Below are 18,959 nucleotides of genomic sequence, written 5' to 3'. Positions count from 1 at the left end.
TATTAACTCAACTTATGGTTGATTTTGTGATAACATTTCGTCTTTTTATCAGTACAGGTTTAATCATGGATAAAATCTATTCCCCTGAAGCAATTGAAAAAGCATGCTATACAAATTGGGAAACTCATCACTATTTCCAACCTCATGGTGATGGTAAAAAATATTGTATTATGCTTCCTCCTCCCAATGTCACAGGCAGTCTGCATATGGGGCATGGTTTTCAGCATACGATTATGGATGCATTAACCCGCTATCATCGGATGCTAGGCCATAAGACTTTATGGCAACCTGGTACTGACCATGCGGGCATTTCTACCCAACTCGTGGTTGAGCGTCAACTTGAGGCCGCTGGAACTTCTAGAAAAGATCTTACCCGCGAACAGTTTTTAGAACGCGTTTGGCAATGGAAGAATGAATCTGGAAATACTATCACCCAGCAAATGCGACGTTTGGGTGCTTCAGTAGACTGGAGTCGTGAACGATTTACTATGGATGAAGGATTATCCGCCGCAGTACAAAAAGTATTCGTACAACTTTATGATGAAGGTTTAATTTATCGTGGAACCCGTTTAGTGAATTGGGATCCTAAATTAGGTACAGCAGTATCTGATCTCGAAGTGCTTTCCGAAGAAGAAGATGGTTTTCTCTGGCACATCCGCTACCCAGTCGTAAACTCAACTGAATCTCTTATTGTTGCTACCACCCGACCTGAAACGATGTTAGGGGATACTGCAGTTGCGATACACCCCGAAGACTCGCGTTTTAAACATCTTATTGGACAAGAGGTACATCTTCCACTTTGTGATCGAACCATTCCAATTATCGCGGATGAATATGTCGATAAGGAATTTGGCAGTGGCTGCGTTAAAATTACCCCAGCTCATGACTTTAATGATCATGAAGTTGGTAAACGTCATCAACTCCCCGTTATTAGCATCTTAACTAAAAAAGCATCTATTAATAAAAATGCCCCTTTGAAATATCAAGGCATGGATCGGTTTGTGGCTCGAGAACAAATTATTAAAGATCTGGATGCCGAGGGTTTATTAGTTAAAACCGAACCCCATAAATTAAAAGTACCTCGTGGTGAAAAATCAAATGTCATTATAGAACCCCTACTAACTGATCAATGGTATGTCAAAACTCAACCTCTCGCTGAGCCCGCAATTGCTGCAGTGAAAAATGGCGAAATTCGCTTTATTCCTGAAAACTGGAGCAAAACCTATTTTCAATGGATGGATAATATTGAGGATTGGTGTATTAGCCGCCAATTATGGTGGGGACACCGAATACCCGCCTGGTATGACAGTAATGGCAATGTCTACGTAGGATACAGCGAAAATGATGTTCGCTTTAAATATAAAATTAAAGACTCAACTGTGTTGAAGCAAGATGAAGACGTTTTAGATACTTGGTTTTCATCGGCACTTTGGCCCTTTTCAACTTTGGGTTGGCCTGAACGTACTCCCGAATTAGAACAGTTCTACCCTACCTCGGTTCTGGTTACTGGTTTTGATATTATCTTTTTCTGGGTAGCTCGAATGATTATGATGGGGCTAAAATTTACCGGAAAGATTCCTTTCAAAGAGGTTTTTATTACCGGCTTAATTCGAGACAGTGAAGGACATAAAATGTCTAAATCAAAAGGGAATGTGCTTGATCCCCTAGACATTGTTGATGGAATTGATCTGGATTCGCTTATTGCAAAACGAACCTCTAATTTAATGCTGCAATCTGTTCGGGACAACATCATAAAAAACACCCGTAAAGAATTCCCTGAAGGAATTAGCTCCTATGGAACAGATGCTCTTCGTTTTACTTATTGCTCTCTGGCATCCACCGGCCGAAACGTACGCTTTGATATAGGCCGAGTTGAAGGTTATCGTAATTTTTGTAACAAATTATGGAATGCCGCACGGTATGTATTGCTCAATACTGCTGAAGAACAAATAGATTTCGATGACGGAGCATTTCAATATACCCCAGCAGACCAGTGGATTTTATCACGATTGCAACACACCATCAGTAAAGTACATCATTATTTCGAAACCTATCGATTTGACTTGTTATCCAACACAATGTACGAATTTGTCTGGCATGAATACTGTGACTGGTATCTTGAATTATCTAAACCTATCCTACAAGATGAGCACGCATTGAGTGCTTTGAAACGAGGTACTCGTAAGACTTTAATTCATGTACTCGATCAGATTCTCAAAATGTTGCATCCTCTAATGCCATTCATTACAGAAGAAATCTGGCAACGTACTACAAAGTTAACCATTGATAACGGTTCAAGCATTATGATCAGTGCTTATCCTCAAGTAAACCCTGAATTCATTAATGATACCATTGAAGAGGAATTAGAATGGTTAAAAGCAGCCATTCAAGCGATACGCACCATCCGGAGTGAAATGTCCATTTCGCCGGCTAAGCTTATTCCGCTTTATATTCGGAATATTACACCCATACTTAAAGACAGAGTGGAAAAATATCAACATACCTTAAAGGCATTGAGTAAATTAAGCCAGATCCATTATTTGGAGGCAGATGAAAAAATTCCCGTTTCAGCTACTGCTGTGCTGGGAGAAATTGAATTACTCATTCCCATGGCTGATTTAATTGATAAAGAAGCGGAACTAACTCGTTTATCCAGAGAGTTGGCCAAATTAGAGAAGGATATCAATCTTGCTGAAGGTAAATTAAATAATCCTAAATTTACGGATAAAGCACCTGCGGAAATTATTGCTAAAGAACGTGAAAAATTAACGCAAGCACAACAAACCAAAGAAAAGCTCCTGCAACATAAAATCAGAGTTGAGTCATTGTAATAAACTGCAGCGTTTTTAATGGGGTGCAGATCCAAGGATCGAAACCCCAGGTTTCGTTCCACTGCCCCCCAGGTCCTAAAAAATTAGGAAATTGAATTGCTTCCTTTTCCAACCACTCTATGGTTAATCCACCAAGCAAGAAATAAGGTAGATAAAATTCCCAAATAAACGCCTATATTGTTCCAACTGGGCCCTACCAATTGCAAAGCATCAGGACTTTGAAAAATGGAAAAGGGAATTGCAAGCAGGACGTCCATAATAGCAGAGCCCGCAACTAAACCACAGGCAATGAGCGTTCCTTTTTGTTTACGAATCATCGCTTCTTCTTTTACAGGCATTGAACGCTGTAAACGCTTTTTAACAAACAATGCAATCATTCCCCCAATAAACAATGGAAAGGATGAAGAAAGTGGCAAATACATTCCTATAGCAACGCCTAAAATGGATAAATTTAAATAGCGGCGCAACTGAAAAAAATGATTAAGAAATATAATAATCAAAATAATTGCCGAGCCAATAAACATCATGGTCCATGGTAGTGAATTTCTGAAAACAGCTTCTGTAATGGCTGCCATCAAAGCCGCCGTAGGAGCAGGCAACGATTGATTAATATCCATCCCTGCGTGAGGCATGACCCCTGCAATCCCATATACATTAAATAATAATTGCATCACTGGTGGGATAACCAAAGAAGAAATCACCACGCCCAACAACAGCATCAATTGTTGTTTCCATGGAGTTGCACCAACCAACTGCCCCACTTTAAGATCTTGGGTATTATCGTTGGCAATTGCCGCAATACCAGTTACTACTGCGCCTATCATAATTGTAATTGCCTCGGCAGCCTTAATTTGTTCGGGCTTTAGAGGTAAGGGTAAAAAATGATCCACCGCGACCAATAATAACCAAGCAGCAAAAAGCATTCCCGAGATAACGACAGAGCTTCCCGGGCTTGCTGTGACACCAACCATACCAGAAAAATAGGCGGTAATAACTGAAAAAATAAATCCGATAATCAAGACGTAAAGAACGGCAATGAAAATTAGGGTTGGAGAGTATTCGTTATCCAATCCTACTGAATGTAAAGGGAGAACCAGCTGGAAAAAGAGAAAAAGAATTGCAGCTAATGCACCTATAGCTATTAAAATATAATGTAATGGAATATCTTTATCCGTACGTGGCACCTGCGCCGCAATACCTTTATACGTATATGTTTTCAGGGAAGTCTGAATACTTCTAGAAAGGGGTTTAACTAATTTTAAAAAAGTCCACATCCCAGCAAACAACATTGCACCTATTCCCAGATAACGCATTTCGCTATTCCATAACAGGGATGCGGCTTGTTCCGCAGGATGCTGATTTAGAAATTCTGGATAAAATTGACTGACAATAGGTAATGCAATGAGCCAGGAAATCACTGCGCCTAAAAAGATACTGATTGCCATATCATGACCAACCAGATAACCAGCACCTATCATTGTTGCAGAAAAACCTGCGCCTAAACCAAATAGTGAACGTTTTACTACAAACCAATAATTCCAACTGTTAGCAATGACTTTAAATCCAGTTTGGAGTAACTCAATAGTCGCGCCTATCCCCCCACCGATTAATATATCTATTAGGCCAGTTTTTTCGGCGGATGATTTTAAAACTTCGGCAATTGCCCGGCCTTCCGGAAATTTCAATGAAGGATCATGGACTAAAATACGTCGTAAGGGAATAGAGAATAATACACCTAGAATTCCACCGCATACTGCAATGAAAAAATTGGTCATGTAATCAAAATGATTCCAAAAACCAATAATTATTAACGCGGGAATGGTGTAAACAATCCCACCTGCAACAGCCTCACCTGCCGAAGCCGCAGTTTGCACTGCGTTATTTTCTAGAATGGTAGAGTTTTTAAAAAAACGTAAGACCCCCATAGAAATAATTGCAGCGGGTATTGATGCTGAAGTTAAAATTCCAAGTTTTAAGGCAAGATACGCATTGGACATCGCCAACAATACAGTGAGTATGATCGCGAGAAACACCACTCGGATAGTAAGTTCAGCTACCTTTTTATCGGCAGCTATAAAAGGAGTATCAGCCATTAATGACCCCAAACACTATGCTTTACTTCAGGAATTAGTAAAGAAGAAATCTGGGATAAAGGTATGTTTACTGTTTGCGGACCATAAACATAGGCTGCTACCTGATATGTATCAAAGATAATATCTATGCCATTTTTTGAAAAAGACCAAATCTTATAATTTTTGTCTATAGGCTTAGTGCCTTCTTCGAGCCATTTTTTGTCTGAAATATTTTTCTCAGCGATTTTTTTACTGCAGAAACTTGCTATAGGTTTTAAATAATCTGTCTCAGGTCGAAATAAGTCCGCTAACTGAACTTGGCTACCATGGATAAAATTCAACACAGCTACAGTGTTTGAAGGATGTGCAGCTCCTCGATGATTAATTGAAATATTAAAAGCAACGCTCAAGGCCTCCTTTGTTTTGTAAGGCAAAGAGTAGGTGACATTTAAACCGGATTTTCCGGGTGCGTCTAAAGGCACATCGGCATCAGCTGAAAGTTCTTTAAAAAAACTCGTTTTGGTTTTATCGATGAAGTCTTGTACTACTGCATTAATCCGTGGATCGGTAAATCCCTGAGGATATTTAACATCAATAATATATGCGGGAGTTTCTTTTTTAATTGATATCGGATTTACTGCCCAAACAGTAAACGAGCTTACAATAATACCTAAAGAAATAATGGTTTTTAGTGGTTTTAACATAAAGTATTCCTAGTAATTATCTGATGTAGAAACCCATTCCCCTGCAATCATCATATGATGGGATAAAGGATAGGCAAAGTAATAACATAAAGCCGCACTGTCATTAACAGACCACAATAACAAGTCAGCTTTCATGCCCGCAGCAATTGTTCCAAGTTCCTTTTGCAATCCTAATGCTCTTGCCGCTTGACGGGTAACCGCTGCTAAAGCCTCAGGAACCGTCAATGAAAAGAATTGACAGGCCATACTCATCATTAAACGTAATGAAGTAGTTGGTGAAGAGCCTGGATTACAATCGGTGGCAACAGCCATACCAACCCCTGCTCGTCTCAGAAGTTCTACTGGAGGTTTTTGTTTTTCGCGCAAAAAGTAATAAGCGCCAGGAAGTAAAACAGCAACCGTGTTGGCTTCTGCCATAGCAGATGCCCCTTGCTCATTGAGAAATTCCAAATGATCACAAGACAAAGCACCAAATTCTGCTGCAAGCTCGCTTGCCCCGAGGTTGGATAATTGCTCAGCATGACATTTTAAAGGGAGATTTAAATCACGTGCAGCTGTAAAAACTTGTTCTGTTTGCTTCAGAGAAAATGCAATGGACTCACAAAATACATCCACTGCATCTACCAAATTCTCTTCACACAATGCAGGCAGCATTTCATGGCAAAGAACATCAATATACGCTTGGCTGTTTCCTTGAAACTCAGGACCTATTGCATGCGCTCCAAGGAAGGTTTTTCTAACTCTTAAGCCAGTTAGATCTCCTAAACGTTTAGCTACTCGCAGCATTTTCAACTCATTTGCCAGATCAAGGCCATAACCTGACTTTATCTCAACTGTAGTCACTCCATCAGCGCGTAAAGCAAGAATTCTGGGGAGAGATTGTTGGAGCAATTCCTCTTCAGAGGCTTCTCGAGTGTGGCGTACTGTAGATAAAATCCCTCCTCCCGCCTTAGCAATTTCAGCATAACTCACTCCTGCCAGTTTCATTTGAAACTCAGCATACCTATTTCCTGCATAAACCAAATGAGTATGACAATCAATAAGCCCTGGGGTAATCAATTTCCCCTGACATTCTTCTTTGTGTTGCGCTTCGTAAAATTGTTTTGGCAATTGGGCTTGCAACCCACACCAGACAATAAGACCGTCTTTAATCGCAATAGCTTGCTGGGTTAATTGATTTCCCTGAGCATCAATGGTCGTTGCATTTAATAATAATTTGTCGCAGGCAGCCATTAATGATCCCAATGTTGAACTTGATGAGGAGGTTTAAGCCAGGCTTTATGATGCTTAGTATCATAAATATCCCATTCTTTAGAGGCATAAGTTTTTTTGTCTACATCCAACAAAAGCCAAGTCAAAAATTCGGCAACGGTATCTGGGGAAATCAGTCGATTTTCATCTTTTAAGCGTTGATAAAAATTAATTCGCTCATAATCAGGATTTTGTTCACTTCGCGCAATAACTTGCATTTTTGTATCAATTATTCCTGGCATCACGCTGGCGAAGGCGATTGAATCACATTCCAGTTGCCAACACTTTGTTAGCATCGATAAAGCGGCTTTAGAGACGCAATATGCAGCCCAGCCTCTTATCGCGAAATAAGCAGCTCCGGAACCAATATTCAAAACACGGCCATGAGTCAATTTATCGTAAATCATTTGTGGAAGAAAAAGAGCGGCATTCAAGTTGGTATTTAAAGCTTGATTCCAGTCTTCAGAATGAATTTCCTTGATAGGTACCAAGGGATTTAAGGTTCCTGCATTGTTAACAAGCGCATTAATTTGCTCAATATCCTGTAAACGTTTTTTTATAAACTCAAGACCTTCACGTGTGGATACATCAGCGCATATATATTGGATGTTTTCAGAAAAGGCTGCTGTTTCTTGCAATGCCTTCTCTCTTCTACCTACAACTAAGATTGATTGTTCTCGTTTTGCCAAAGAAAAGGCTAATGATCTTCCTATCCCACTTCCTCCACCGGTAATAACAATCACAATATCCTCTTACACTTTTTTATTTTACATGCGAGAAATAATACCAGACATTGAATAAAGTTGGCATAATTTTATGCGCATGATTGAGTTATCAATAAAAATGAAAGAAGAATCTAAATTTTTAGAGGGAATTTAATGGAACTTCGTTTAACGATGTTTCAAGATGTTCATTTATCTTTATAATTAATTTGGATTCTAGACCTTTAAGCCCTAGCTCCGTATCCACTAGAACATTATAATGACTCCAATATATCAATTTCCTATTTCAAGGCCATGCATAAAGATACCCAGCACGCCCTACATATTATCAAAACAAATTTGGATTTCTTTTGTGCTCCTTTTTTTAATCAAAAAGAATTTCAACGTTGGACTTTGAGTTCCGGACAAGAACAGAATATTAGAAATCTGACTGATTCCTTGATAATCCCTTTAACTAATCCTACTTCATATATAGCCGAGTTTATTGACGCATTAATCGGGAAATCGCTTGAACCCAAAGATACTTCGTGTTTACGTTGCGGCGAAGAACAACGCCTTATTGATTTATTGGAAAAAAACTGGTCTTTAAGACGCTCCATCCTGATGGTTGGTAAAAATCCTGCAATTCAAAAATGGAACCATGACCATCCGCAATTAATAAACAAAACAAAAAAATTTTTTACTATATATGAAGCTGTAAACGCAATTGAAGAAAAAATCAAAAAACTTGACCCCCAATTTAAGGAAGATGTTGAATATTCATTAACTTCTTTATCTTTAATAAAACAAGAGCTTTATCATTTTATTAATGCACAAAACAAATATGAAGAAGCTGATTTTCAACGACAATGCTTTAAATTGATTCAACAAGCGAAACAAGATTTAAGGAAACGATGGGGGGGTAATCGAGAATTCAGCCCTATTCTCTTCTTAATTTATGAAGTTTCTCATTCTGTTTTTTCCACAGGTAATCCCTATTCCTTTTTCAACGATCATTCCAGTATTATCAACTCATTGAGACAATTAGAGACAACCCTGGCTCTTCTATAGTACAGAAAAGGTCTTATATTTTTCATCCATTTTATTTTGCACTGGTAATTCTATATCCAATTCTTTATGCAATTGCTCGATGGACTGAATAAACTTCCAGTCGTCATTACTCAATGAATTCTTCGAATTAAAAAAATGAGTTCCAGTTGATGATTTAGAGAAATCGAGCTTATAAAATAAGTAAAGCGTTCCTTGGTTCCCCTTTTTTTGCTCTTGCTCCAGGTAACCTTGAACCAGCCTTGTATAACGTGGCTTCCAATAAGATGTGGTCATCCAAGAATGAATAATTTCAGCGGCCATAACTAAAAATGGCTCCGTTTTAGAAAGTACATAATTTTGTTGAATTAAACAGCGAATTAAATGAGGTATGAGTTCCAAATTCTCATTCTTTGCCGCCTCTAAAAATAATTGAATAAAGAATTGATACCAACGATCTTTATCTTTAGAAATATCCCCCTCTCCTAATCTCAAACTCGACATAAGGTCGTTTAAGGCCTCATAGGAATCTAATTTAAAGGAAGTAAGATAATAATGGATCGCTGGTTCCTCATCATTTAGAGACAAAGTTCCTCTATATTGATGACACCCAGAATAAATTCTAGCTAAATAATGAACCGCCTGTTTATTTCTGTGGGTGAGGGCCTGTTGTAGATACTCTAGTCCGTTTTGAAAAGTTATCTCATCTGCCTGCAATCCTGTATGAAGTACACCTAAACAAAAAAGAGTTATTGAGATTATATCCGCTGAGTTGGTATAAGAAAGCGTAGATAGCAAACGTTTCACGATCTCTGCCTTGGTTTCATCATCTACACATAATGAACAATCTAGGATGGTGTGATTTTGCTGATGGGTATTCACGTATGCCATGTGCATGGCTATTCTCCACAGGTTTTTCATTTCCTGAATAGATTGATACGGTTGAGGCGTGAAGAACTCCATATTTGAACACCAATTGCAGCTAAAACAGAGCATTCTAACTTAATCATCTATTTTATTCCATTTCGACCGAATCACATTTATTTTTTAATCCAATATATCAAGAATAAACCTACCTGTACTAATATTGGCCATTTTTTGATATAATTATATTTAAATCAGGTCATTTTTAAAGCTGGTGGATATGTTCTCGAAAGATAAATTAATCAAATCGCTAGAAAACTTTGAGTCAGAAGGCATTCAAGACAAATCGGGTGGACATACCGCTGGGGTTTACAAAAAAAAGCCAAAAAACACTGAAAAAATTAGTGCACGTAATAAAAAAATTTGGTTCGTTAAACAAGCCTATTCTCCAGATGAGCCCTTAGAACTGGAAGTAATTTCAGGTGAAGTTTATCGATTCTGGATTGGAAACACACAACCAAAAACTCGATTAGTAACTGACAAATTAGGGAACCGTTATGTAGCCTCCGAAGGCGTTCCTGGTTTCACAACCTTTAAATCTATAATGGAAAAAGGATTAGAGCCTACAGACTATAAGACTTTTGCACGGATTCTCGTTAGTGCTTTGGTTCTTGCTGAAACAGATCTAAAATCAGATAACATTGGTACAAATTTAAATGCCAGAAGCGTTAAAATTGATCATGACTCTTCTTTGTGGCCATTTGTTATAAAAATAATGTCTTTTGAAAATGATGTGAATCAAATCAATTTTAGTTTCGAGGATCTCGACGATATTTTATCCCCCAAAGTATTCCATCCCGTTATCTGGGCAGGAGGTCTGAAAAAAGAAATAAAAGATAAGCTCAAAAAAAATGAATTATTTAAACAAGAAATATATCTTCAAATCTTAAGAATACTTGTTTATCCACCAGAAACACTGGATATGATCCAAGAAGTGAATGCCCCAGCAGATCTTGAATTAAAAGATGAGATTCACAGCTTCTTTCAGGAGCGTATAAGCGTACTAAAAACTGAGGCTTTGAAAAGCAAAGAATTTAGAAAATTCGTACTAAATTTAAACATGGATACCTGCGAGGAAGATTTCAAAGCAGAATTGAAAGAATATTTTTCTGATAATAAAGCCTATGAGGGGACAGATACATCTCATTCTTTTAATGATTCCCTTTTTAAAATAAAGGCCGAAGTACAAACAGCCCAAGCAAAAGAATTTAAAGATATTTTCATTTTAAAAGAAAAATTAAAGTTAAACGCACAAAATCCTGAGCATCTAAAATATTGGCAAGAAAAAGTATTAGCAGATGGAGGAACAAAAATCCAATATGGGGATTTGACTTATAAGGTTCCTATGAGGATAGCCCAAATGATGAAGCTTAATACTGGTTCATTTTCTTCCTATAAGGATTTCAAAGATGAAATCGATAGAATTAGAACAGTTCATGGCTTTGCTTTATTTTCGATATTTACGGGAATTAAAAATAAATTAGTGCGAGATAAAACAACCCAAATCTTATACGAAGCCGAAAATATAGAAGAAGTTAATCTAGACGACGATCCGGGCATGCCTTCCAGTGATGTAGTAATAATCCAAAAGTACTAGGAAACTAAAAAACTTTATAACTCACCTCTGGAGCAATTTAAAAATCCATATGCAATAATTACTGCTGACGTAAGTAGTTTACTCTGTAAAATAACCCCGGAGGTCTTATGTCTCAATTAAGCACATTACTTGGTAAATCAGCGGAACAATTCCCTGAAAATATTGCCTTGATTGTTGATCAACGGTGCTACAGTTACCAACAACTCAACGAATTAACTATACGTCTGGCTGCTTCATTATTGAAGAGAGGTATTTCACAAGGAGAGCGTGTCGCTTTTCTATTACCAAACTGCATCGAGATTATCCTCTGCTACTACGCCTGTTTTTTAATAGGAGCTATTGCTGTCCCGGTTAACATTCGATTTAATAATGAATTGATTCATTATGTGCTAGAACACAGTAATGCACGTATTTTTATAACGTCACCAGAATATTATAATCAGTTAGATGCAAAAATATTAAAAGTAATAAAAGAATGCTATCTAACATTCAAATCAGACAATTATCCTGGAGTGCAAGACTTTCAACAATTACTCTCATCTGCGACAGCTTCTCCAGTAAATATGGAAATTGGATTAAAAAAAAATGCTTTGCTGTTCTTTACGTCTGGGACTACGGGATTACCTAAAGCAGTTGTACACAGCCATCAAAGCTTATATCAAGGGACGCGCAATCAAATCACCCAAATTAAGATTAATCATGAGGATAAAACCTTAGTAATGTTTCCAGTGTGTTATTTAATTGGACTTGGTTCACAAATTCTTCCTTTTCACGCTGTTGGTGCGACAGTAGTGCTATTACCTGAATTTCATCCAGAGAATGCATTAGCAAAGCTCCAGTCTCATCAGATTACAAAAATCTACGGCTTTCCTAAGCTTTATTTGGAGCTCATTAACCACGTAGAGTCTTCAGATTTTAAAATTAACACACTTAATTTTTGTTTTTCAGGAGGCGATGCAACACCGGTTTCACTTCAGGAGCGATTTAAGGAACTATTTAATATTGAAATTACCGAAGGTTGTGGTATGTCTGAATTACAGATCTACGCCATGAATCCACCTTATGGAGCAAAGAAAACTGGATCCATAGGCTTCCCGATAATCAATATGGAAATGTGCTTAATAGATGATAAAAATAAAACCATTGTGACTCCCCACAAAATTGGCGAGCTAATTGTTCGTGGCAAAAGTATGTGCTCGGGATATTGGCAAGATACGACTCTGACAGCAAAAACTATAAAAGATGGCTGGTTTCATACCGGTGATTTAGCTTATCAAGACAAAGAGGGATACTATTGGTTCGTCAGTCGTAAAGTAGATATTATTCGTTATAATGAGGAACTTATCTCTCCTATAGAAATTGAAAATATCTTTTATCAACTTGATGGGGTTAAAGAAGCTGCGGCCATTGCTTTACCCAATACTAATAAGCAAAATCAGGATCATATTGTTGTGTATGTCACATTTAAAACCAAAGCGTCGCAACTCACGCCGCAAACCTTAATGAATTTTGCTCATGCGTCACTCCCAATCAACAAACGTCCCTATCAAGTGATCATTATGAACCAACTTCCTTATGGTTTTACTGGAAAAATCGATCGCAATAGATTGAGAGTCCTGGCAAAAAATCAAATGAACTAGTGCCGGAGTCAAATCTTTTTGACATGTTATAATGAATTCAATAAGTAAAAAACACGAGAGGCAAGTTAAATGAAAACTACTGTGGGCTACAGCTTCTTTCTGGGATTTATCGGGTTATGCCCCATTGCGTCTGCAGCAACAATCCACTGTCCTGCGGTCATTCAAACAAATCAATCTTTACAGCAGGAAATAACCCCGTGGAATGGATTTTTGGATAATTTGAATAGCACTAATCATTTTGAACGGATCACCTTTTATTCTGGACATCCTAAAGACAATGCAAGCCTTGCACCGGATACTGAATCTTCTAAAATTAAAAAACTAACCTGGACATTTGGTGAGCAAGAAATTTGGATTGCTTGTGAGTACACCCAAACTCAAATTCAGTTGATACAAAAACTACCTGCAGGAACAAAATCGTGTACTGTAACTTATAATGCAAATTTTTCGAAAGTAGTTGCCATCCACTGCATTTAAGCTCAGAGTTATGAAAACTAAAATGAATTTAATAAGTAGGATCTAAAGGATAAGGATAAATGCCGATTTTTATAAACAAAGATAAATTGTAATATCATAATGATTATAGGGAGAATTTAATGTTTGAACATCTTTCCAATTACCAACGTGCCAATCCTGCACTCTGGCAAGGTAGAAAAGATACAATTAATGCGGAGCGGTTCTTTCAAAAAATTATTTTTCCTGTTAAACAAACTGATTTAATCACTAAAGAGAAAAAAACGGTTTTTCTTGGTTTCGCCAGTGATGCAGGTGTTCGTCGAAATATGGGCAGACCAGGAGCAAAATTAGGCCCGGATCAAATTAAAACACAATTAGCAAAACTCCCTTGCTCTATTGATAAACCACTTTTTGATTTAGGAACTATTTTTTGTGAAGAAGATGAACTGGAAATAGCACAAACTCAATTTGCTAATTTAATCAGTTTTTGCCATCAACAAGGGCATCAAACAATTGCCTTTGGAGGGGGACACGAAATTTCCTGGGCACATTATCAGGGTTTAGCGCCCCATTATTCTAAGTTAGGTATTATCAATTTTGACGCGCATTTTGATTTAAGACCCCATCAAAAAAATCAGCCTGGTACATCGGGGACCCCTTTTTCACAAATTGCAGCCTACTGTAAAGAAAATAATCAAGCTTTTAATTATTGCTGTGTGGGTATTCAAAAAATGGGAAATACGCCCTCCCTTTTCGAACAAGCAGATGAACTTAATGTTAATTATTTAACAGCAGAAGAGTTATATGGGAACAGCTTAGCTTGGCACTTGGCTTTTCTTGATGATTTTATACTCAATTTAGATCATATTTATCTGACAATTTGTTTGGATGTTTTAGCAGAGTCCTTTGCACCCGGCGTCAGTGCGCCTCAACCCTTGGGCCTTACCCCCTGGCAAATTTTACCACTCTTGAAATACATTATTCAAAGTGGCAAAGTAGTTAGTTTTGATGTTGCTGAACTATCACCGCCTTTGGATCAAGATCAAAAAACTGCTAGACTGGCGGCTCTTATTATCGCAGAATTGCTACATACTATTTAAGGAGTCAATTTCATGAAGAACACATTACTCTGGAGTACTCTATTTGCTCTGCTGGGTACTCAAGTACATGCAGATGTTACTCAGCCAGTGACACCACCGCCTCAAACTCCAGGCGCAGTACAACAGACCCCTCCTACACCAACACCTCCGGGTCAAAATATACCTTCAATAAATCCAGCACAAGCCCCCACAGCACCGATTAATTGTGAGTATAAAATTCCTGCAGAAACTAAAACTATCGATCAATCCTTGGTTTTAAAATGGGCAGGGAAGGCAGTTACCCAAGCGTTTGATTTTGATCCAAATAATTTGGAGGCTCAACTGCAAAAATTGCAACCTTGCTTTACCGAACAAGGCTGGACTGGATTTAACACTGCTTTGCAAAAATCAGGGAATTTAGAAGCCATTAAATCTCAAAAGCTGACTGTAAGCAGTCAAGTAGATGGGCCAGTTATTTTAACAGAAGCAAAAGACAATCAATGGAAAATTAATTTACCGATACAAGTTGTTTATCAGAATGAGAAAGAAAAAGTAACCCAATTACTCAGTGTTGACGTGACTATTGGTCGTAAAATGACTGGAGACTTGGGAATTACCCAGATGATTGCTGCTCCAAGAGGAACAGTGACTCAAAAACTACCGCCTGATTTTAATCCCAACCCTGCTACAGTAATGAATCCAAATACGGAAAATACTTCAACGCCAACGACCTCACCGGCCCCCACAACTGCACCAAATCAAGCTACACCGTCAACTCCAACGACAACAACCCAACCCACTACTGCAAATCCGGCGGCGACTCAGACCCCAGCTACCCCTGGACAGCCTACTTTGCCTGAAAATCGCTCCACACAACCATCACTACCACCTAATACTCCTTAATTTGGACTATTGTCTTTCCAGCGTTAGAATGGCAGCCTGGGTGAAGCGTACGCGGAGCCCGGGAAGAATTTACTGAGGAGCTCGCCCTTACTACGTTAGAGGTGACTTTTATTCTAACGAACATACGTACTCTTCACCAAAGCTATAGTTGGTTTTTAGGGAGATGAATAAATTCATCTCTCCCTTATGCGGATACAGCAGGTTTATTGGCACCCACTTCATTAGGATATTCCAATACAATAACTTTTGTACCTATTTTGAAAAAGTTTTCACTTAACCATTTTGCAGCACTTGGGAAGATACGTACACAGCCATGGCTAGATGGATGTTCTGGAACATCGTAGGCTGCGTGAACGGTATATCCTTGATAAAAGTAGGTACAATAAGGCATTTTAGCGCCGCCATTTTTATCAACTGGATATTCCCCAGACTTACAATCGACTCCGCGACGGTTATAAACTTTAAATGTTCCGGTAACAGTTCTGCATGATTGATTTGGATTTTCTTCGCATACATCAATACCTGCGGATCCACCCCCAGTCAATAATCGATTCCCATCTTCATCATAAGCAGCCCATGCGGAAACTTTTGGATCAAAAATAAAGCGTCTCTCACCTGTTGCTTGAATCTTCTGAGGATAATAATCACGACCTCGTTTATCTTTTGTGTAATGAACTGTTCGATGCACATAACCTGCATCATCAGTAATTAAAGTAGATGGATCATTCTCAACACAGGATGTTAACCCCCCGATACATAGTAACAAACCTGCCCAAAACAACTTATTCATTTAAATTTTATCTCCACTTAATTAAAACTTTTCTTGAAATTCTCATTTCCCTACACTTTATTCCCTTAGAATAGTTACAAAAAAAATACTGCAGAATCTAGAAATTAACCAATCCATTCTAGACCTGCAGTTAGAAATAAGTAGTGATATTTACCTCTTATTTCCATCTAAATAGCTTCATACAGTTAATTAAAACTTACGATTCTAATTTTCTGTATTTAATGCGGGATGGTCTATCTGCTGCATCACCCAACCTACGTCTTCTATCTGCCTCATAATCACTATAGTTGCCTTCAATAAAGGTAATTTGTGAGTCCCCTTCAAATGCCATCAAATGGGTACAAATTCTATCTAAGAACCATCGATCATGCGAAATAACGATGACGCAACCAGGAAAGTTGAGAATCGCCCCTTCCAACGCACGTAACGTTTCCACGTCCAAATCGTTACTCGGTTCGTCAAGGAGTAATACATTCCCACCACTTTTTAATAGTTTTGCTAAATGAACACGGTTGCGCTCACCCCCAGAAAGTTGGGCCATTTTCTTTTGTTGATCGGTGCCTTTAAAGTTAAAACGACCTACATATGCACGGGAAGGCATTTGAAAACTACCTACTTGCATTATGTCATGACCATCAGAAATTTCTTGCCACACTGTTTTATTGGGATCTAATTCATCACGTAATTGATCTACATAGGCCAATTGTACGGTTTCTCCGATACGAATAGTTCCGCTATCTGGCTCTTCTTGACCTGTAATCATTTTTAAAAATGTAGACTTACCCGCTCCGTTAGGACCAATTATCCCTAAAATACCCCCTTTAGGAAGTTTAAAATCCAAATTGTCGATTAGGATTCGGTCGCCAAATGATTTGCTGATTTTTTCACCCTCAAGAACGAGGTCACCCAATCTTTCCCCTGGCGGAATGTATATTTCGTTTGTCTCATTACGTTTTTGGAATTCCTTCGAATTCATTTCTTCAAATCGAGCAAGACGAGCCTTATTTTTAGCATGACGTCCTTTAGGTGAGGTGCGTACCCACTCTAATTCTGCTTTCATTGCACGCATATGTGCATCTTCTTGCTTTTGTTCCATCTCTAGGCGTGCTTCTTTTTGCTCAAGCCAAGCAGAGTAATTTCCTTTATATGGTATTCCCTCACCACGATCGAGTTCTAATATCCACTCTGCAGCATTATCCAAGAAATAACGATCGTGCGTAATCGCAACAACAGTACCAGGAAAACTTTCCAGAAAATGTTCTAACCAGGCTACAGATTCTGCATCTAAATGGTTGGTTGGTTCGTCAAGCAACAACATATCGGGGTTAGAAAGCAACAAACGGCATAATGCGACTCGACGACGCTCGCCTCCGGATAATTTACCGACCACTGCATTCCAATCGGATAATCGAAGTGCATCAGCTGCAACATCTAATTTTCTATCCAAATCCCAACCGCCACCGGCTTCAATATCGTTTTGCAATTCACCTTGTTCAGCAAGCAGTGTGTTCATTTCATCATCGCTCATTGGTTCTGCAAAACGCATACTAATTGCGTCAAAGCGGGCGAGTTTTTCTTTCATTTCCTTTACGCCCTCTTCCACAACTTCCCGTACCGTTTTATCCGGATCCAATTTAGGTTCTTGTTCAAGATAACCGATTTTAATTCCTGGTTGAGGTCTTGCCTCGCCTTCGAATTGAGTATCAACCCCCGCCATAATGCGTAATAAAGTTGATTTACCCGAACCATTCAATCCTAAAACGCCGATTTTAGCGCCAGGGAAAAAACTCAAGGAAATATCTTTTAAAATAAATCTTTGGTTTTCAACAATTTTACTGACACGATTCATGGTAAAAATATATTGTGACATAACTACTCCGTCTTCTTTAAACTGTCTTTATAGCCTGGGGGAGGCAATTAAAAAATTCATCGTCTTCTACCAATCAAGTATTACTTTGCCAGATTGGCCTGATGCCATAATTTGAAATGCATGTTGGAAATCATTCACTGGGTAACGATGCGTTATAACAGGTGAAATATCCAATCCACTTTGTAACATAGCAATCATTTTATACCAAGTTTCAAACATTTCACGTCCGTAAATACCCTTAATTACTAATCCTTTAAAAATAACTTGATTCCAATCAATAGCTGTTTCTTGGGGAGGAATACCTAACATGGCGACATGCCCACCATGGTTCATCGCTTTCATCATATCATTAAGCGCCATGGGATTACCTGACATTTCCAAGCCTACATCAAAACCCTCTAGCATTCCCAGCTCTGCAGTGACATCTGACAGTTTTTCATATTTAACATTTACTGCACGAGTTACACCCATTTTGCGGGCTAAATCCAAACGGTAATCATTCACATCCGTAATAACTACATGGCGAGCCCCTATATGTCTTACTATAGCTGCAGCCATAACTCCAATGGGCCCAGCACCGGTAATCAATACATCTTCTCCAACTACATCGAAAGCCAAAGCACAGTGAGTTGCATTACCAAAAGGATCAAGAATCGAAGCCTGTTCGTCGGTAATATTATCTGGAAGAACAATCACATTAGTGGCCGGGATAGAGAGATATTCCGCAAAACATCCAGGCCGATTGACACCTACACCTAAAGTGTTACGGCACAGATGACGCTTACCTGCACGACAATTTCGGCAAAAACCACAGGTTATGTGACCTTCTCCAGAAACTCGTTGTCCAACATGTAGTCCTTGTACTTCCTGCCCTACTGCAACAATTTCACCAGCAAACTCATGGCCTACAGTCATCGGTACGGGGATGGTCGCTTGCGCCCATTCATCCCAGGAATAAATATGGATATCAGTACCACAAATCGCAGTTTTTTTAATCTTTATTAATACATCGTTGACGCCGTATTCAGGCATAGCAACATCTTCCATCCAAATTCCAGGTTCCTTTTTCGCCTTGACTAATGATTTCATAAAAG

The 18,959-nt window shown here is 38.5% G+C and carries 15 protein-coding genes; 7 read left to right on the top strand and 8 right to left on the bottom strand.

All coding sequences use genetic code 11. The features are described from left to right. Window positions 1-65: 65 nt before the first annotated feature. Window positions 66-2,831: a valine--tRNA ligase gene (locus tag HBNCFIEN_RS04705; RefSeq protein ID WP_182392924.1), complete on the top strand. Its 2,766-nt coding sequence runs from the start codon at window positions 66-68 to the stop codon at window positions 2,829-2,831. Window positions 2,832-2,914: 83 nt separating this feature from the next. On the opposite strand, the gene HBNCFIEN_RS04700 is transcribed toward HBNCFIEN_RS04705, so the two are convergent. Genes HBNCFIEN_RS04700 through HBNCFIEN_RS04685 form a run of 4 tightly spaced genes read right to left on the bottom strand, consistent with a single transcriptional unit; the run spans window position 2,915 to window position 7,601 of the window. Next, a complete protein-coding gene (locus HBNCFIEN_RS04700) occupies window positions 2,915-4,924 on the bottom strand; it encodes an OPT family oligopeptide transporter (protein WP_182392923.1) in 2,010 nt (669 codons plus the stop codon). Continuing rightward, window positions 4,924-5,607 carry a DUF3298 and DUF4163 domain-containing protein gene (locus HBNCFIEN_RS04695; RefSeq protein ID WP_182392922.1) on the bottom strand — a complete coding sequence of 228 codons (684 nt, stop codon included), beginning with the start codon at window positions 5,605-5,607 and terminating at the stop codon, window positions 4,924-4,926. Before HBNCFIEN_RS04695 ends, HBNCFIEN_RS04700 begins: the two co-directional genes overlap by 1 nt. A gap of 9 nt (window positions 5,608-5,616) precedes the next feature. After that, complete coding sequence (gene hutI, locus HBNCFIEN_RS04690; protein ID WP_182392921.1) at window positions 5,617-6,840, bottom strand: imidazolonepropionase; 1,224 nt, start codon at window positions 6,838-6,840, stop codon at window positions 5,617-5,619. Beyond that, window positions 6,840-7,601 carry an SDR family NAD(P)-dependent oxidoreductase gene (locus HBNCFIEN_RS04685; RefSeq protein WP_182392920.1) on the bottom strand — a complete coding sequence of 254 codons (762 nt, stop codon included), beginning with the start codon at window positions 7,599-7,601 and terminating at the stop codon, window positions 6,840-6,842. Before HBNCFIEN_RS04685 ends, hutI begins: the two co-directional genes overlap by 1 nt. A 273-nt stretch (window positions 7,602-7,874) precedes the next feature. On the opposite strand from HBNCFIEN_RS04685, the gene HBNCFIEN_RS04680 reads away from it, so the two are divergent. Further along, complete coding sequence (locus HBNCFIEN_RS04680; protein WP_182392919.1) at window positions 7,875-8,630, top strand: hypothetical protein; 756 nt, start codon at window positions 7,875-7,877, stop codon at window positions 8,628-8,630. Here HBNCFIEN_RS04680 and HBNCFIEN_RS04675 read toward each other — a convergent pair. Then, window positions 8,625-9,503 carry a hypothetical protein gene (locus HBNCFIEN_RS04675; protein WP_182392918.1) on the bottom strand — a complete coding sequence of 293 codons (879 nt, stop codon included), beginning with the start codon at window positions 9,501-9,503 and terminating at the stop codon, window positions 8,625-8,627. The genes HBNCFIEN_RS04680 and HBNCFIEN_RS04675 overlap by 6 nt on opposite strands. A gap of 247 nt (window positions 9,504-9,750) precedes the next feature. Between HBNCFIEN_RS04675 and HBNCFIEN_RS04670 the strand changes: the two genes are divergently transcribed. The 5 genes from HBNCFIEN_RS04670 to HBNCFIEN_RS04650 all read left to right on the top strand — a co-directional run bounded on the left by HBNCFIEN_RS04670 (window position 9,751) and on the right by HBNCFIEN_RS04650 (window position 15,205). Continuing rightward, window positions 9,751-11,127, top strand: a complete 1,377-nt coding sequence (locus tag HBNCFIEN_RS04670) for a hypothetical protein (protein ID WP_182392917.1) — start codon at window positions 9,751-9,753, stop codon at window positions 11,125-11,127. A gap of 107 nt (window positions 11,128-11,234) precedes the next feature. After that, the gene (locus HBNCFIEN_RS04665; protein ID WP_182392916.1) at window positions 11,235-12,767 is read left to right on the top strand and encodes a class I adenylate-forming enzyme family protein; all 1,533 of its coding nucleotides are present in this window, start codon (window positions 11,235-11,237) and stop codon (window positions 12,765-12,767) included. 69 nt (window positions 12,768-12,836) lie between these two features. Next, window positions 12,837-13,244 (top strand): STY0301 family protein, encoded by a 408-nt coding sequence (locus tag HBNCFIEN_RS04660; protein ID WP_182392915.1) that lies wholly within the window; start codon window positions 12,837-12,839, stop codon window positions 13,242-13,244. A gap of 119 nt (window positions 13,245-13,363) precedes the next feature. Next, entirely contained in the window at window positions 13,364-14,323 is a 960-nt protein-coding gene (gene hutG, locus HBNCFIEN_RS04655; protein ID WP_182392914.1) for a formimidoylglutamase, read from the top strand. Between the two features lie 12 nt (window positions 14,324-14,335). Then, window positions 14,336-15,205, top strand: a complete 870-nt coding sequence (locus HBNCFIEN_RS04650) for a DotI/IcmL family type IV secretion protein (protein ID WP_182392913.1) — start codon at window positions 14,336-14,338, stop codon at window positions 15,203-15,205. 184 nt (window positions 15,206-15,389) lie between these two features. Here the strand turns inward: HBNCFIEN_RS04650 and HBNCFIEN_RS04645 are convergent, their stop codons facing one another. The 3 genes from HBNCFIEN_RS04645 to tdh form a co-directional block, all read right to left on the bottom strand. Beyond that, the gene (locus HBNCFIEN_RS04645; protein WP_182392912.1) at window positions 15,390-15,995 is read right to left on the bottom strand and encodes a L,D-transpeptidase; all 606 of its coding nucleotides are present in this window, start codon (window positions 15,993-15,995) and stop codon (window positions 15,390-15,392) included. Window positions 15,996-16,191: 196 nt separating this feature from the next. Next, the gene (gene ettA / locus HBNCFIEN_RS04640; RefSeq protein WP_182392911.1) at window positions 16,192-17,865 is read right to left on the bottom strand and encodes an energy-dependent translational throttle protein EttA; all 1,674 of its coding nucleotides are present in this window, start codon (window positions 17,863-17,865) and stop codon (window positions 16,192-16,194) included. 66 nt (window positions 17,866-17,931) lie between these two features. Continuing rightward, entirely contained in the window at window positions 17,932-18,954 is a 1,023-nt protein-coding gene (gene tdh, locus HBNCFIEN_RS04635) for an L-threonine 3-dehydrogenase (protein WP_182392910.1), read from the bottom strand. Window positions 18,955-18,959 lie beyond the last annotated feature (5 nt).

Source organism: Legionella sp. PC997 (assembly GCF_014109825.1).
In the GTDB taxonomy this organism is placed as follows: domain Bacteria; phylum Pseudomonadota; class Gammaproteobacteria; order Legionellales; family Legionellaceae; genus Legionella.
This window is presented reverse-complemented; position numbering and strand designations above follow the sequence as displayed.

Bases quoted from the DNA above. Each gene is read 5' to 3' on its own strand.
- HBNCFIEN_RS04705 (WP_182392924.1), top strand. From the start codon at position 66: ATGGATAAAATCTATTCCCCTGAAGCAATTGAAAAAGCATGCTATACA.
- HBNCFIEN_RS04700 (WP_182392923.1), bottom strand. From the start codon at position 4,924: ATGGCTGATACTCCTTTTATAGCTGCCGATAAAAAGGTAGCTGAACTT.
- HBNCFIEN_RS04695 (WP_182392922.1), bottom strand. From the start codon at position 5,607: ATGTTAAAACCACTAAAAACCATTATTTCTTTAGGTATTATTGTAAGC.
- hutI (WP_182392921.1), bottom strand. From the start codon at position 6,840: ATGGCTGCCTGCGACAAATTATTATTAAATGCAACGACCATTGATGCT.
- HBNCFIEN_RS04680 (WP_182392919.1), top strand. From the start codon at position 7,875: ATGCATAAAGATACCCAGCACGCCCTACATATTATCAAAACAAATTTG.
- HBNCFIEN_RS04675 (WP_182392918.1), bottom strand. From the start codon at position 9,503: ATGCACATGGCATACGTGAATACCCATCAGCAAAATCACACCATCCTA.
- HBNCFIEN_RS04670 (WP_182392917.1), top strand. From the start codon at position 9,751: ATGTTCTCGAAAGATAAATTAATCAAATCGCTAGAAAACTTTGAGTCA.
- HBNCFIEN_RS04665 (WP_182392916.1), top strand. From the start codon at position 11,235: ATGTCTCAATTAAGCACATTACTTGGTAAATCAGCGGAACAATTCCCT.
- HBNCFIEN_RS04660 (WP_182392915.1), top strand. From the start codon at position 12,837: ATGAAAACTACTGTGGGCTACAGCTTCTTTCTGGGATTTATCGGGTTA.
- hutG (WP_182392914.1), top strand. From the start codon at position 13,364: ATGTTTGAACATCTTTCCAATTACCAACGTGCCAATCCTGCACTCTGG.
- HBNCFIEN_RS04650 (WP_182392913.1), top strand. From the start codon at position 14,336: ATGAAGAACACATTACTCTGGAGTACTCTATTTGCTCTGCTGGGTACT.
- HBNCFIEN_RS04645 (WP_182392912.1), bottom strand. From the start codon at position 15,995: ATGAATAAGTTGTTTTGGGCAGGTTTGTTACTATGTATCGGGGGGTTA.
- ettA (WP_182392911.1), bottom strand. From the start codon at position 17,865: ATGTCACAATATATTTTTACCATGAATCGTGTCAGTAAAATTGTTGAA.
- tdh (WP_182392910.1), bottom strand. From the start codon at position 18,954: ATGAAATCATTAGTCAAGGCGAAAAAGGAACCTGGAATTTGGATGGAA.